Here is a 14509-nt window from a genome sequence, read left to right as displayed (position 1 = left end):
TGAGTGGCGTGTCGACGTTCCTCCACCGGCTACCGCAACCGGTACAGATCTGGAATCCGCGGCATCTGCTGCGACTGGCCGACGCGGCAGATCCCGGACGGCAGCGGCTGCACGACGCGACTCTGGTCACCTCCGCGGTTGCGTTGTCGACCGGCGCCACCTGGGTTCTGGTCGCCACGGGCCACGCGGACCAGTCGATGCTCGTCGTCCCCATCATCACCGCTTTGGTGTGCACCAACTCCACCAAGGACCCCACTCCCCGGGCGCGGCTCGTCACCGCGAGCCTCCAGCTCATCGTCGCGCTGCTCTCTGCGACGCTCGCCGCGCTGCTCGAGCCGTACCGATTCGCGGCGGTCTCGGTGTTCGTCGCGGTGTCGGGAATCGCCGTGTGGGTTCGACGATTCGGTCCTCGGGGTGGAGCGCTGGGATTCGCGGCCTTCTTTCCGTACTTCCTCACTCTGCTGTTACGCCTGGATCACGGTCAGCTGCCCGTCCTGTGGCTGGTGGTCGGCCTCACCATGGGCACCGGAGTGCTTCTGCGTGCGGTGGCGCTTCGTCAGCGGCCGCGGCGTCAGATCACGTTGCTGCTCAAGGAGTTTCGCATCGCGGCTGACACCGCCCTACTCGCCGCACAGCGCGCCACCGGCCGCCCGCGCATCGAGCGCGACCTCGCCCGGCTCGGTGGAATGTCCCTCGCGATCGACGACTGGCAGTCACGGTTCGACACGCATCGCTACCTCGATTGCGAACCACAGACTCTCGCCGACCTTGTAGTGGATGCGCAGATCTCGGTGGAGCAGGTGTGCAGTCAGCTCGTTGCCGACAGGTTCGGCGACGCGTCGCAGTCAGACGACGGCGCACTCCCACGAAACACATTGCTCGTCAACGCGATCACCGATCTGCACACCGTTCTGGGCAAGGATGTCGACGTCGAAGCAAGCCGCGTCGCGGCACGTCGGGCGAAACGAACCGAGTCCCTCGTCGACCTCAGCGAGGAGGGGGGACTGGCCACGCTGGAGATCTCGCGCTGCGTACGTACGTGGCATGCGCTCAATGAACTGACCGCTTCGGTGCGCGACTCCGAGGCGATGCCCCCTGCCGACCCCTCCGACCCTGCCGACGGTCATCGCGAGCGCCACCGTCCACGTCTCGGGCCGGCCTCCCTCTGCATCTCGGCACCGCCCTGGAAACTGCAGCACTGGCGCAACTGGGAGCCTACGTCGCGGCTGGCTGTTCAGGTGATGTTCGCCACCGCACTGGCTTCCGTCGTAGGCGAGGCTATTTCCGCTTCCCGCTGGTACTGGGCCGTTCTGACCGCGTTCATCGTCTTCATCAAGGCCAGCACGCGTGCGGCCGTGCTAACTCGCGCGATGGACCGGATCGTCGGCACCGTGCTGGGAGTCGTGATCGGGGCGCTCGTGGTGGTGGTCGCGAACCATCACGTGATCCCCGAACTGATCCTCGGCGTGCTCTGCGTCTTCCTCGCAAGCTATTTCGGCCCGGTTCAGTACACCTACCTGGTGGCGTTCATCACCGTGATGGTCGCTGCGCTGTTCGATCTGCTCGGCGTCTTCGACATGCGACTGCTCGTCGTTCGCGTCGAGGAGACCGTGGCGGGATCGCTGATCGGGGTGGTCTGCGCCTACTTGATTCTCTCGACCAATTCGCGGCCCATGCTCATCGATTCCATCGCCAAGTACTTCGACGCCCTGGACGACGCCCTCGTCTGTGTTGCCACCGGACTCACCACTGCGGGGGAGCGTCATCAGATCACCGAGGCCACTCGACGCCTCGAGCAAGCCAAGGTCAACGTCGAATCCGCCTGTTCGTCAACACGAGCTGTCGCACTTCTGGAGCCACGGTCATCAACCGCGGCAGTCCGACAACCGATCGTGGCGATTCATCATTGCGCACACTCGCTGTTGATCGCGGCCATCGTTGTCTCCGGGTCCGAGCCACCACAGGTCTTCACAGGTACCGACGCCACCGATATCCGCGAGGCACTGGACCGAATCCGTGAGCGGGTCAAGATGACTCGAGCAGCGCTCAGTGGCGAAGCGGAGTCGGCCGTCGACCCCGCCCGCATCCCCGTCATCTCACTACTCGCCAAGCTGAACGTGGAGCCGGATACTCCTCGCGGCGAGGCGATCGTGGCAGCGTCGCGCCTCAATCAGGTGCTCGAGGATCTGGACCAGGCAGCGACCAAGGTGCCGGATGCTGCCGAACAGCAATGAGACCAGCGACAGAAACCAATAAACCCCTGCTGAACAGGGGTTTCGTGGTGCCCTCGGTGAGACTCGAACTCACACTGGACGGGTTTTGAAAAACCTGCGATGTGCGTTTCGGGTGACTTGGTGACCAGTGCAGACGAGGCTGATTGTTTGGAATCGATTCGGGACCGCATAAACCCCCACCTATTGCTCAGTAGCGACTACTGCTGGATCACGACCTGATGACCCGCGAGCGCCGGGATGTTGCCGGGGTGGTGGTGACTCGCGGGCGGGGCATAAGGCGGCGGGCAGTGCGGTATCGCTCGGCAGTGCCCGGCATCGTCTCGCGGATCGTTTGGTGAGCGTCCGCAAGTTCCACGGCGTGAACAGACTTCCGCAGGCAATTTCACGTCCAGTTCGGTGGGGACGAGCTTTGGTTGGCGTGTCCGCCGACGTCAAGCCGTCCCGATACGCCACCCGTGCGACGTTCTGTGAGCGTGTGCCCGCACGTCGGACCGAGCTTGGGCTGGGCCAAGAGCAGGATGCCGAGAAGACCGGCATCCACCTCACGTATCTCGGTTGGGTCGAGCGTGGTCAGCGCAGCCTTCGCTTGGAATCGGTGCTGAAGTTCGCGGCCGGTCTGGAGACGGCGCCAGGCTACTCGGCAGGCGGTCCGCCAACCGAGTAGATGTCGTATGGTCTAAGTGCGGCTCCTGCAAGATGGATAGATCGCCCGGGGTGCGCACGATCTCGGGCCGCCAGCGTCCCGGCGTCGTAGGGGCCGACACTCAGAGCCGATCGAGTACCTGCGACTCGCGGTGCGTGCGACCGCTGGAGTTGCCGTGCTCGATTACGCTTTCCTCTGTTTGGTTCTTGCCGTTGTCGGCCTTGTCCGCTACGCGCTATGGCTTCGATTCTGCCGCCGCATCGCGCAGACTCGCGACGATGCCCCGGCGGTTATCAACGCCGCTAAGGCGTCGCGTCCGGCATTCTGGGCTGCCAATCGATCGCCGTAGCGAGTACCCCCGCCTCACCGGAGCAGGACAGGTCGATGAGGGGGTCTCGGTGAGGACGCACTCTCTGCACGGTGCATGTCCGCCGAACCAAGGACCGTAAGGGTGGTCAGTGGGTGACGAGCACGCCCAGGAGTCGCAAGGTGCGTTGTTCGTACCTTTGCCGCCGTGGATGGCCGAAGGGATGTGCGTCTACGTTGCCGAGCATCCCCGCGCCGCCGAGTTGACAGCGCCTTTGCGGGCCTCGCTAGAGAGCGGTGGACGGCGGATGAAAGGCGAGCGCACCGTAGCTGAGTTGGACTGGTCTCAGCCTCCCGAGATGGGGACGAGGTTCGAGACGATTTTGGCTCCGGCGCTGGTTGAGGTCGGTCCGCCAGTACGCTGCCCCGCCCGCAACGGCCAGCCAGTCCAACGAGGCATCAGGCTGCACGACTATAGCCGCCACACGTTCGCCACCATGCAGTTGTCGGCGGGCGTCCACTTTATGCAGGTTTCGCAGTGGCTCGGCCATGCGCAATATTCGCTGACACCTACGGCGACTGGATACCGAGCGAAAACGGAGGCGCGCTGAAGTCCCCCGCTTGAACCCGCCCCGGCTCCTGCGCCAACGGTGTCCGAGCGGAACGTCGTGCAGCTATTCAGTCGCTAGGCGGTTTGACCGGCGGAGCTAGATCAATGCCAATCTCCGAACGGGTAGACCCCATCAGATTCATCTCAGCTCTATAGACCGAGTCCATAGCTGCTCTATAGGATGCCTCCGCCTCGGTGCGTTCCTCGGCCGTCATAGTTCGTCCAAGCTCGCCGCTGCGCTGTGATGTGGCTTCATCGAGCCCTTCGTGAAGTGCGTCGATCAATCTAGTTGCATCGTCCGCCAGACCATTACTCACAAGGAATAGCCTGCCTAGCAGTGTTCGGCCGTTGCTAACTCGCACACTTAACTCGTCGTTGACATCAGCCATTTCGTGGACGGTCCAACTGTCGTGCCGCCAAATTCGTTGGCAGACTTCGTTTGACAGGACAAGTAGTTCCGCAACGGTTTCCAGGACGATCTGTTTTCGCCACGCATCGTGGTCACGGGATCGAGCTTCCTCCCGGTCGTACTCGGCGCGAGCGTCAGCCTTGGCGATCGCTAATCGATTTGTGCTGTTGTTGACGACTACGCCGACCACCGCACCGATAGCAACGAGTAGAGAGCCGAGGACAGGTAGCCATGCGAGCCACCACGCGGTTTCGCTCAAGACTTGAACTTGCACTGGTTCCATGCGTTGGATTCTGGCAGCTGAGTCCGACAATCCGTGCGGTGCCGTGCCGCGTGGGTAGCACGGGTGGTATTGACACAGTTGGACGACACTCAGATGGCAGAAAACCCCTGCTGAACAGGGGTTTCGTGGTGCCCTCGGTGAGACTCGAACTCACACTGGACGGGTTTTGAATCCGTTGCCTCTGCCAATTGGGCTACGAGGGCATCTGCCGCCGCGAGCGGCTGCAACAGACAACTGTAGATGATCGGCCGGAAGCCGCGTGAGCCGGTACTCTTCGGAGCATTGGTGCTGGTCGTGAGCGAGTGGGTGCGGCCGGTTGTGACCGCTCTGGTCAACTCGATGTGGAGGAGGGATTGGTGACTGTGGTGGAGAATGTTCCGGCCCAGGCCGAGGACAAGCAGACTGCACACAAGGTGCTCGTCGCCGAGGACGACTCGCTGATCCGGATGGATCTCATCGAGATGCTCCGCGAGGAGGGCTACGACGTGGTGGGCGAGGCGCCCAACGGGCAGGCGGCCGTCGATCTCACCGAGAAGCTCTCGCCCGATCTCGTCATCATGGACATCAAGATGCCGGTACGCGACGGGATCGACGCCGCCACCGAGATCGCACACAAGCGGTTGGCGCCCGTGGTGATGTTGACGGCCTTCAGTCAGCGCGACTTCATCGAGAGAGCTCGGGATGCCGGCGCAATGGCGTACTTGGTGAAACCGTTCTCCAAAGCCGATCTCGTTCCCGCCATCGAGGTTGCGGTCAGTCGCTATCACGAACTGAAGATGCTTGAAAAAGAAGTTGCGACAATGCAGGACCGGCTCGAAACACGCAAGCTGGTCGAGCGCGCAAAGGGATTGCTCATGGAGAAGCAGTCGTTGTCAGAACCAGAGGCGTTCAAGTGGATTCAGCGCGCGGCGATGGATCGTCGTACCACGATGAAGGCCGTCGCGCAGGTCGTCGTCGAAACGTTGGGACCCACAGACTGACCCCTGAGTCGGCCGCGTTAAATCTGTGAAAACGCGTCGACGGTGACTAGCGGATTTCTCTTTCATTGCCCCACGCAAACTCGTATCTCGGTCTATGTTTTCTCAAGGTCTCCTCAGTAGACCTCCCGGCCACAGGGGGTCGGGTGGCTGGACGAGAGGTAGTAAAGATGCATCGTCGCGTGACGACCGCAGCGCTAGGGGCGACGCTGGCCGCTGTGCTCGCCGTTTCGGCATGTAGCAGTAAGTCCACTGACTCGGATTCGTCATCGAGTGGGTCGGCATCAGCGGGGTCGGGGCTCACCATTTCGGCTCTCGCCCAGATCGATACGGAGGGCAAGGAACAGCCGAAGGCATCGGACGCGGAAGCTCTCGATCCGGCCTCGCCGAGCGGAAAGAAGTGCGACCCGGCGACCATTGCAATGGCGGGAGCATTGACCGGCGCCGACGCGGCACTCGGTATCAACATCGTCGACGGCGCGCAGCTCGCCGTCGACCAGCACAACAAAGCGAATCCCGACTGCAAGATCACCCTCAAGCGTTTCGACACCGAAGGTGACCCGCAGAAGGCAACACAGGTTGCACCGACCATCACCAACGACGACTCGATCATCGGATTGATCGGTCCGGCGTTCTCCGGTGAGACCAAGGCGACCGGCGGCATCTTCAACCAGGCAGGACTCGTCTCGGTGACCGCTTCGGCCACCAACCCGACGCTCACAGACAACGGGTGGAAGACCTTCTATCGCGGCCTCGCCAACGACGACATTCAGGGCCCCGCCGTCGCGAAGTACCTGACCGGGGCAAAGGGCAAAAAGAAGGTCTGCGTCATCAAGGACGACACCGACTACGGCGCCGGCTTGGCCAAGGCCGTCACCGGCGCACTCGGCTCCGCCGCTGACGCCGACTGCTCGGGCGACGTCAAGAAGGGTGAGCGCGACTTCTCCGCGATCATCTCGAAAGTCACTGCGGCACAGCCGGATGCAGTCTTCTACGCGGGCTACTACGCGGAGGCCGCGCCGCTCGCGCAGCAGCTCAAGTCGGCCGACTCGAATGTTCTGTTCGTCTCGGGTGATGGTGCGAACGATCCGCAGTTCACCGCGCAGGCCGGCGATTCCGCCAAGGGCGCATTGCTCTCGTGCCCGTGTGGTCCCGCTCCCGACAAGTTCGCTTCGGACTACAAGGCTGCGTTCAACCAGCCGCCGGGCGTGTACTCGGTTGAGGCGTACGACATCGCGACGATCATGATGAAGGGCATCGAGGAGGGCAACAACACCCGTCCCAAGTTGCTCGAGTACATCAGCAAGTACAACGGCACCGGTCTTGCCCGTAAGTACTCGTGGACACCGAAGGGTGAACTCACCACATCACTGATCTGGGTATACGAGGTCAAGTAAGTACGACACCACCGCGCCCGGCCGTCGATCACGGCGGCCGGGCGCGGTTCGTGTCTGCGATTTTTCGACGATTGAGGGGATCGTATGACCACCACACTTCTGGTGGCACAGACGTCGACCGCAGTGGCATCCACCATCGGGTTCGACTATCACGCACTGTTCGACGGCTTCTGGGGCCTGACCATCGAGGGGCTGACCTACGGATCGGTGTACGCGCTTGTCGCGGTGGGATACACACTCGTCTATGGCGTGCTCCGACTGATCAACTTCGCTCATTCCGAGGTTTTCATGCTCGGCATGTTCGGCACCTACATCGGACTGCTGTTGTTGGGCTTCACGCCGTCGGGCAACACGTACTCCGAGGGAACGGTCATGACGGTCGTCTATCTCGTGCTCGCGGGCCTGTGCGGCATGATCGTGGCGGGCGGAGCGGCGGTCGGACTGGAGTTCGTCGCGTATCGGCCCCTACGTCGACGCGGCGCGAAGCCGCTCGCGTTCCTCATCACCGCGATCGGAATGTCGTTCGTACTGCAGGAATTCGTGCATTACGTGCTGCCGAAGTTCCCGGTCGACCCGCCACTCGGCGGCTCCACGGCACAACCGACGATTCGCCTCGTGGAGCCCGTGAAGGAGTTCACGATCTTCGGCGCCCCGGTATTCAACATGACGGTGGTGATCATCGGCTCTGCGTTGGTGCTGGCGCTCGGCGTCGACTTCATGATCAACAAGACACGTCTGGGACGTGGAATCCGTTCGGTGGCACAGGATCCCGATGCCGCGCTGCTGATGGGTGTCTCCCGCGATCGCATCATCCTGGTCACCTTCCTCATCGGTGGTCTGCTGGCAGGCGCTGCGGCGCTGCTCTACACGCTGCGTGTACCTACCAACATCGTCTACAACGGCGGCTTCATTCTCGGGATCAAGGCGTTCTGCGCCGCGGTGCTCGGCGGAATCGGCAACGTTCGTGGCGCGCTCTTGGGAGGCTTGCTGCTCGGTGTAATGGAGAACTACGGTTCCGTGCTCTTCGGAAATCAATGGAAGGACGTCGTCGCGTTCGTTCTCCTGATCCTCGTATTGATGTTCCGTCCAACCGGAATACTCGGTGAGAAGCTGGGGAAGGCGCGGGTATGACGACATCAGACAATGAGGCGTCAGACAGCGTGGCGTCAGACAAGGTGGCGTCGGCGAAAGTGTCTTCGACGCAACTGACCACGCCGCCGCCGCGCGGTCTCGGCGACCGTATCCGCACCTGGTGGGACAGCCTGCCTCGCGTGCAGCAGTGGCTACTCGGCGTCCCCCTCATCATTCTTCTCGCGCTGCTTCCGGTCATCAAACCGCCACTGATCACGACGACGGCAACCAACTTCGGTGTGGTCATGGCGACGTTCGCCATGACGGCATTGATTGCCATCGGACTCAACGTCGTGGTCGGCCAGACGGGTCTCCTCGACCTCGGCTACGTCGGCTTCTACGCGGTGGGCGCCTACGTCGTCGCATTGCTGACGAGTCCGGCGAGTCCGTTGTGGAACAGCGAAGATCACGGGTTCTTCTCGGGGCCGTGGGCGTGGCTCGCCTGCGTTCCGCTCGCGATCATCATCACCGGACTCACGGGGTTGGTCCTCGGTACCCCGACGCTGCGCGTCCGAGGCGACTACCTGGCGATCGTCACCCTGGGATTCGGCGAGATCGTGCGTCTGCTCGCCGACAACCTCACAGACATCACCAACGGTGCGTCGGGACTGCAGGGTGTCCTGTTCCCCGAGCTCGGGCGGTCCGACGCGCATCCCGACGGCGTGTTCTCCGTCGGTAACAACAGCCCGACCACGAACTACGGTGTCTGGTGGTACTGGCTGGGAATCGTCGCAGTCATCCTCGTACTGATCATCATCGGCAATCTGGAACGCAGCCGCGTCGGACGCTCGTGGGTGGCGATTCGTGAAGACGAGGACGCTGCCGAGATCATGGGCGTGCCCACGTTCAAGTACAAGCTGTGGGCGTTCGTGATCGGCGCGGGTATCGGCGGGCTGTCGGGCGCCGTCTACGCGGGCCAGGTGCAGTACGTCGATCCCAAGGCGTTCACGGTCATCAACTCGATGCTTTTTCTCTGTGCCGTCGTGCTCGGCGGACAGGGCAACAAGCTCGGCGTGATCGCCGGCGCGTTCATCATCGTCTACCTGCCTGCGCGGGTGCAGGGCATCGAGGTGGGCGGGCAGTCGCTCAGCGAGTTCAAGTACCTGTTCTTCGGCATCGCCCTCGTGGTGCTGATGATCTTCCGGCCGCAAGGCCTGTTCCCGGCACGAGCGCGACTGTTGACCTTCGGTCGGAAGGTTTATGCCGCTGTCCGTCGTAACCCCAACCCGCTACCGTCGGGAAGTGAGGAGGCGCACGCATGACGCACAGGACACCTGACGACGCCGCGGACGATCGCGCCGACGACACCACTCCGCGTGTCGACATCAGCAAGGCGCAGACCGGGCAAGATAACGTCGAACAGGTCGAGGAGGTGCTCGCCGACCCCGAGTCGACGGCCGTCGTCGACCCGGCAGCGGTCGATCCGCAACTCGCTGATCCAGAAGCTGTCGCCGAAGCCGTTGCGCCGCAACGGAACATCGAAACTGCCGAGGGTGAACCGCTACTGAAGGTCACCGGTTTGACCGTCGAATTCGGTGGCCTGGCTGCACTTGACGACGTCACGTTCGACATCAAGCGCGGCGAGATCCTCGGCCTGATCGGACCCAATGGCGCGGGCAAGACCACGTGCTTCAACGCGATTACGGGCGTCTATCGTCCGACGCGTGGAACGGTGGTCTTCGACGGTGCGCCGCTCGGCAAGATGTCGCAGCACAAGATCACTCGCAAGGGGATCGCGCGTACCTTCCAGAACGTGCGGCTCTGGGGTGAGATGACCGCCCTGGAGAACGTCTCCGTCGGCACCGATGCCCGACACAAGACGTCGGTCTTCGGAGCAATCATGCGCACGCCGCGGCTGTACCGCGAAGAACACGACGCCGTCGACCGCGGGATGGCGCTGCTCGAGTTCGTCGGTATCGGTGCCCGCGCGGCGGAGAAGGCGTCGAATCTCCCGTACGGAGATCAGCGTCGTCTCGAAATCGCTCGGGCATTGGCCACCGAACCCAAGCTGCTGTGCCTCGACGAGCCTGCGGCCGGCTTCAATCCGAGCGAGAAGTCGGCGCTGATGGAGTTGATCCAGAAGATCCGCGAGGACGGCTACACCGTGCTGCTGATCGAGCACGACATGCGCTTGGTCATGGGTGTGACCGACCGCATCGTCGTCCTCGAATTCGGCCGCAAGATCGCTGACGGCTCACCGCGCGAGGTTCGCGAGAATCCCGCGGTCGTCGCCGCCTACCTGGGAGTTCCCGATGACCAAATCGCCTGATCTCAGCAAGGATTCGGCCTCGACGACCACCAAGACACCGGTGCTGGAAATGACCGACGTCGTCATTCACTACGGCCGAATCCAAGCGCTGCACGGCATCTCGCTACACGTCGACGAGGGCGAGCTGGTGACTCTCCTCGGAGCCAACGGCGCGGGAAAATCGACCACGATGCGCGGTATCTCCGGTCTGCTCAAACTCAGTCAGGGCGACATCAAGTTCCATGGCGAGTCGATCACCAAGCTGGCCCCGCACGAGCGTGTGTCACGGGGAATCATCCAGGTTCCCGAGGGCAGACACATCTTCCCGGGAATGACGGTGCTCGAAAATCTCGACATGGGTTGCTATGGAAGGAAATTCGAGTCCAAGGCTGCCTACAGTCAGGCCCTCGACCAGGTCTTCGAGTTGTTTCCGCGGTTGGCGGAACGGCGCAAGCAATACGGCGGCACCATGTCCGGCGGCGAGCAGCAGATGCTCGCGATCGGTCGTGGACTGATGGCGCGTCCCAATCTGCTACTCCTCGACGAACCGTCAATGGGATTGGCGCCCATGGTGATCCAACAGATCTTCTCGATCATCGCGCAGATCAACGCGGAGGGAACCACGATCCTGCTCGTCGAGCAGAATGCGCAGCAGGCCTTGAGCCGCTCCGATCGGGGCTACATCCTGGAGACCGGCACGATCCTGAAAGAGGGTCCGGGCAAAGAGCTACTCGTCGACGACGCGGTGCGTGAGGCGTATCTCGGCGTAGCCTGACGCGGTGACCGCCTACGCCATCGAGGGCTCAACGGACAACAAGCTCGTCAGCGAGATTCTCGGAGAGGCGTTTGCCGACGACCCGGTGATGCGGTGGTTGCAACCCGACACCACCCGGTACGCGGCCCTGTATCGCGCATTGTTGACCGCGGGTCACGGGTCGCGGGGACGTATCGACGTGTGCTGTGACGGTGGCCGGGCAGTCGGCGCCGCGGTGTGGGACCCGCCGGGATTTCACCCCTCGAGCGGCCGCCAACTGTTGGCGGTGCCGCGGTTCCTGTCGGCGCTGGGCGGTCGGTACCGTCGCGGCCAACAGATCGAGGAGATGTTCGCGGGATACCGTCCGCGCGAACCGCACTGGTATCTGGCATTCGTCGGCGCCACACTGCAGGGGCGCGGCGTCGGAAGTACGTTGTTGCGCACCGGGATGGAGTCGGTCGACGGCCCGGCGTATCTGGAGAGCTCCAACGAGGCGAATATTCCGCTCTACGAGCGATTCGGTTTCACGGTGACCGCCGAGGTGACGTTGCCGGAGAACGGACCTACGGTGTGGCCGATGTACCGCAGCGCGCCTGGCTGAGGATTCGCGAGGGGCCGTGGGGTTGCCGGGGATGGGTTGCCGGGGATGAGGCGTGTCGGGGGGCGTCACTAGACTCGGCGGTGTGAGTCCTGCGCAAAGTGCACCCGTGAAGAGTTCCGACGGCACACCCGCTGACGGCAAGGCTGCGCCGTCGACGTCGTCGCGATCGAGTCAGAAGGGTGGCAAGGGTAAGCGTCAACCGACGTTGATGCTGCTCGACGGGCACTCGCTGGCCTATCGGGCGTTCTTCGCGCTTCCTGCCGAGAACTTCAAAACGGCGACCGGCCAGACGACCAACGCGGTGTACGGCTTCACCTCCATGTTGATCAACCTGCTCCGCGACGAGGAACCGACGCACGTCGCAGCGGCGTTCGACGTCTCGCGCAAGACCTTCCGCTCGGAGATGTTTCCCGAGTACAAGGCACAGCGATCCAAGTCGCCCGACGAGTTCAACGGTCAGGTCGATCTGACCAAAGAGGTGCTCGATGCGCTCGGAATCCCCGTGATGGCGATCGAGGGCTACGAGGCCGACGACATCATCGCGACGCTGGCAACGCAGGCCGAAGCGGAGGGCTACAAGGTTCTCGTCGTCACCGGCGACCGGGACTCGCTGCAGCTCGTCGACGACTCGGTGACGGTGTTGTACCCGCGCAAAGGCGTGTCGGAGCTGACCCGCTTCACCCCCGAAGAGGTCGAGAAGAAGTACGGACTCACACCCACGCAGTATCCCGACTACGCGGCGCTGCGCGGCGACCCGAGCGACAACCTGCCCGGCATCCCGGGCGTGGGGGAGAAGACGGCGTCGAAGTGGATTCGAGAGTACGGCTCTCTCGCCTCACTCATCGATCACGTCGACGAGGTCAAGGGAAAGGTCGGCGACGCATTGCGCGCGCACCTGGCCTCGGTGCAGACGAATCGCCAGCTCACCGAGCTCGTCCGCGACATGCAATTGCCTGCCACGCCCGACGAACTGGCGATGGTCGGCTGGGACCGCGACCGCATCCACCAACTCTTCGACGACCTCGAGTTCCGTGTCCTGCGCGATCGTCTGTTCTCGACGCTCAGTTCCGTCGAACCGGAGGCCGAATCAGGGTTTGAACTCGACGGGTCGGTCCTCGGCGAAGGTGAGGTTCGCGACTGGCTCGACGCGCACGCCCGCACCGGCCGCAGCGGACTCACCGTCACCGCTCCGCACCAGGTCGTCGGCGCAGACGTGACGGGCGTCGCGATCGCCGCGGCCGACGGTACGTCGGGCTACGTCGACGTCACGGTGCTCGGCCCCGACGACGAGAAGGCGCTCGGCGATTGGTTTGCCGACTCGACCATCGACAAGGCCCTCCACGAGACGAAGTGGGCCATCCACGCGCTGCGGTCTCGTGGGTGGACGCTCGCCGGTGTCACCAGCGACACCGCCCTCGCCGCGTACCTCGTCCGGCCCGGCCAACGAACCTTCAACCTCGACGATCTCGCGCTGCGCTACCTGCGACGCGAACTGCGCGCCGACGATGGCGCCGACTCCGGGCAGCTCTCGCTCCTCGACGACGACGGGGGCGCGGGCAAGATCGCCGAGCAGGCGATGCTCGAGGCGCGGGCTGTCGCCGAGCTCGCCGACACCCTCGACACCGAGCTGGACCGCATCGACTCCAAGCCGCTGCTGACCGAGATGGAGCTGCCACTGCTCTTCGTGCTCGCCGACCTCGAGGCAGCGGGGATCGCGGTCGACGTCGAGCACTTCGGTCAGCTCGAAGAGACGTTCTCCGAGCGCATACGGACGGCCGCGGAGGCCGCCTACGAGGTGATCGGCGAGCAGATCAACCTCGGCTCGCCCAAGCAGTTGCAGACGGTGCTGTTCGACAAGCTCGACATGCCCAAGACCAAGAAGACCAAAACCGGATACACGACCGACGCCGACGCCTTGCAGACCCTCTACGAGAAGACCGAGCATCCGTTCCTCGCGTATCTCCTCGAGCACCGTGATGCCACGCGACTCAAGGTGACCGTCGACGGTCTGCTCAAGTCGGTGGCCGACGACGGCCGCATCCACACGACCTTCAACCAAACCGTCGCGGCGACGGGTCGGCTGTCGTCGACCGAACCCAACCTGCAGAACATTCCGGTTCGTACCGAAGCCGGCCGCGAGATCCGCCACGGATTCGTCGTCGGGTCGGACAACGGACCCGGTGGCACCGGCAAGCCGTACGAGACCCTCATGACGGCCGACTACAGCCAGATCGAAATGCGCATCATGGCTCACCTCTCTGGCGACGCGGGCCTCATCGAGGCGTTCAACACCGGAGAAGACCTCCACAACTTCGTCGGGTCACGGGCTTTCGGAGTGCCGATCGACGCAGTGACCACAGATATGCGGCATCGTGTCAAAGCGATGTCGTACGGTCTCGCATACGGACTCTCGGCGTTCGGGCTCGCGGCGCAGCTGCGGATCAGTCGCGACGAGGCCAAGGAACAGATGGAGGCCTACTTCGACCGCTTCGGTGGCGTGCGGGACTACCTTCATGACGTCGTCGTCGAGGCACGCCGAAACGAGTACACCGCAACGCTTTTCGGTCGACGCCGCTACCTACCCGACCTCAACAGCGACAACTGGCAACGGCGTCAGGCGGCAGAGCGTATGGCGCTCAACGCCCCGATCCAGGGCACGGCTGCCGACATCATCAAGGTCGCCATGATCAACGTGCACAAGCGACTCGTCGCCGAGAAGCTTGCCTCCCGCATGTTGCTCCAGGTCCACGACGAGCTCGTCGTCGAAGTGGCAGAGGGTGAGCGCGAACAAGCCGAGAAGGTCGTTCGCGAAGAGATGGGCAATGCTATCGATCTGTCTGTGCCACTGGAGGTTTCGGTCGGCTTCGGTCGCTCGTGGGACGACGCCGCGCACTGAGGAACGCAGTCCTGCGATAG

The 14509-nt window shown here is 63.4% G+C and carries 12 protein-coding genes and 2 tRNA genes; 11 read left to right on the top strand and 3 right to left on the bottom strand.

Features of this window, described 5'->3' with window-relative positions:
- The first annotated feature begins 8 nt into the window (after positions 1–8).
- Positions 9–2234 carry an FUSC family protein gene (locus A5785_RS13485; RefSeq protein ID WP_064866919.1) on the top strand — a complete coding sequence of 742 codons (2226 nt, stop codon included), beginning with the start codon at positions 9–11 and terminating at the stop codon, positions 2232–2234.
- Positions 2235–2279: 45 nt separating this feature from the next.
- Here the strand turns inward: A5785_RS13485 and A5785_RS23285 are convergent.
- A tRNA-OTHER gene (locus A5785_RS23285) sits at positions 2280–2374 on the bottom strand.
- A 278-nt stretch (positions 2375–2652) separates the two neighbouring features.
- Between A5785_RS23285 and A5785_RS13480 the strand changes: the two genes are divergently transcribed.
- Positions 2653–2898: a helix-turn-helix domain-containing protein gene (locus A5785_RS13480; protein ID WP_064866918.1), complete on the top strand. Its 246-nt coding sequence runs from the start codon at positions 2653–2655 to the stop codon at positions 2896–2898.
- A 437-nt stretch (positions 2899–3335) separates the two neighbouring features.
- Positions 3336–3794: a hypothetical protein gene (locus tag A5785_RS13475; RefSeq protein ID WP_231894042.1), complete on the top strand. Its 459-nt coding sequence runs from the start codon at positions 3336–3338 to the stop codon at positions 3792–3794.
- Positions 3795–3861: 67 nt separating this feature from the next.
- Here the strand turns inward: A5785_RS13475 and A5785_RS13470 are convergent, their stop codons facing one another.
- Positions 3862–4485: a hypothetical protein gene (locus A5785_RS13470; protein WP_064866916.1), complete on the bottom strand. Its 624-nt coding sequence runs from the start codon at positions 4483–4485 to the stop codon at positions 3862–3864.
- A 126-nt stretch (positions 4486–4611) separates the two neighbouring features.
- Positions 4612–4688, bottom strand: a tRNA-Leu gene (locus tag A5785_RS13465).
- 153 nt (positions 4689–4841) lie between these two features.
- Here A5785_RS13465 and A5785_RS13460 point away from each other — a divergent pair.
- The 8 genes from A5785_RS13460 to polA all read left to right on the top strand — a co-directional run bounded on the left by A5785_RS13460 (position 4842) and on the right by polA (position 14489).
- On the top strand, positions 4842–5465 hold the full coding sequence (locus A5785_RS13460; RefSeq protein ID WP_197494438.1) for an ANTAR domain-containing response regulator: 624 nt from the start codon (positions 4842–4844) through the stop codon (positions 5463–5465).
- A gap of 167 nt (positions 5466–5632) precedes the next feature.
- A complete protein-coding gene (locus A5785_RS13455; protein ID WP_064866914.1) occupies positions 5633–6859 on the top strand; it encodes a branched-chain amino acid ABC transporter substrate-binding protein in 1227 nt (408 codons plus the stop codon).
- Between the two features lie 84 nt (positions 6860–6943).
- Entirely contained in the window at positions 6944–7990 is a 1047-nt protein-coding gene (locus A5785_RS13450) for a branched-chain amino acid ABC transporter permease (protein WP_064866912.1), read from the top strand.
- Positions 7987–9252, top strand: a complete 1266-nt coding sequence (locus A5785_RS13445; RefSeq protein WP_064866910.1) for a branched-chain amino acid ABC transporter permease — start codon at positions 7987–7989, stop codon at positions 9250–9252. Before A5785_RS13450 ends, A5785_RS13445 begins: the two co-directional genes overlap by 4 nt.
- Positions 9249–10259: an ABC transporter ATP-binding protein gene (locus A5785_RS13440; RefSeq protein WP_064866908.1), complete on the top strand. Its 1011-nt coding sequence runs from the start codon at positions 9249–9251 to the stop codon at positions 10257–10259. The genes A5785_RS13445 and A5785_RS13440 overlap by 4 nt, the downstream gene beginning before the upstream one ends.
- Positions 10243–11013, top strand: a complete 771-nt coding sequence (locus A5785_RS13435; RefSeq protein WP_064866906.1) for an ABC transporter ATP-binding protein — start codon at positions 10243–10245, stop codon at positions 11011–11013. Before A5785_RS13440 ends, A5785_RS13435 begins: the two co-directional genes overlap by 17 nt.
- 4 nt (positions 11014–11017) lie before the next feature.
- Positions 11018–11593: a GNAT family N-acetyltransferase gene (locus A5785_RS13430; protein WP_064866904.1), complete on the top strand. Its 576-nt coding sequence runs from the start codon at positions 11018–11020 to the stop codon at positions 11591–11593.
- 82 nt (positions 11594–11675) lie between these two features.
- Positions 11676–14489 (top strand): DNA polymerase I, encoded by a 2814-nt coding sequence (gene polA, locus A5785_RS13425; RefSeq protein WP_442902853.1) that lies wholly within the window; start codon positions 11676–11678, stop codon positions 14487–14489.
- The last annotated feature ends 20 nt before the right edge of the window (positions 14490–14509 follow it).

Origin of the sequence: Gordonia sp. 852002-50395_SCH5434458 (assembly GCF_001665905.1) — a bacterium.
GTDB classification, from domain to species: Bacteria; Actinomycetota; Actinomycetes; order Mycobacteriales; family Mycobacteriaceae; genus Gordonia; species Gordonia jacobaea.
Note: the sequence above shows the minus strand (reverse complement) of the source record. Positions and strands in the feature narration are given on the sequence as shown.

Bases quoted from the DNA above. Each gene is read 5' to 3' on its own strand.
- A5785_RS13470 (WP_064866916.1), bottom strand. From the start codon at position 4,485: ATGGAACCAGTGCAAGTTCAAGTCTTGAGCGAAACCGCGTGGTGGCTC.
- A5785_RS13455 (WP_064866914.1), top strand. From the start codon at position 5,633: ATGCATCGTCGCGTGACGACCGCAGCGCTAGGGGCGACGCTGGCCGCT.
- A5785_RS13450 (WP_064866912.1), top strand. From the start codon at position 6,944: ATGACCACCACACTTCTGGTGGCACAGACGTCGACCGCAGTGGCATCC.
- A5785_RS13445 (WP_064866910.1), top strand. From the start codon at position 7,987: ATGACGACATCAGACAATGAGGCGTCAGACAGCGTGGCGTCAGACAAG.
- A5785_RS13440 (WP_064866908.1), top strand. From the start codon at position 9,249: ATGACGCACAGGACACCTGACGACGCCGCGGACGATCGCGCCGACGAC.
- A5785_RS13435 (WP_064866906.1), top strand. From the start codon at position 10,243: ATGACCAAATCGCCTGATCTCAGCAAGGATTCGGCCTCGACGACCACC.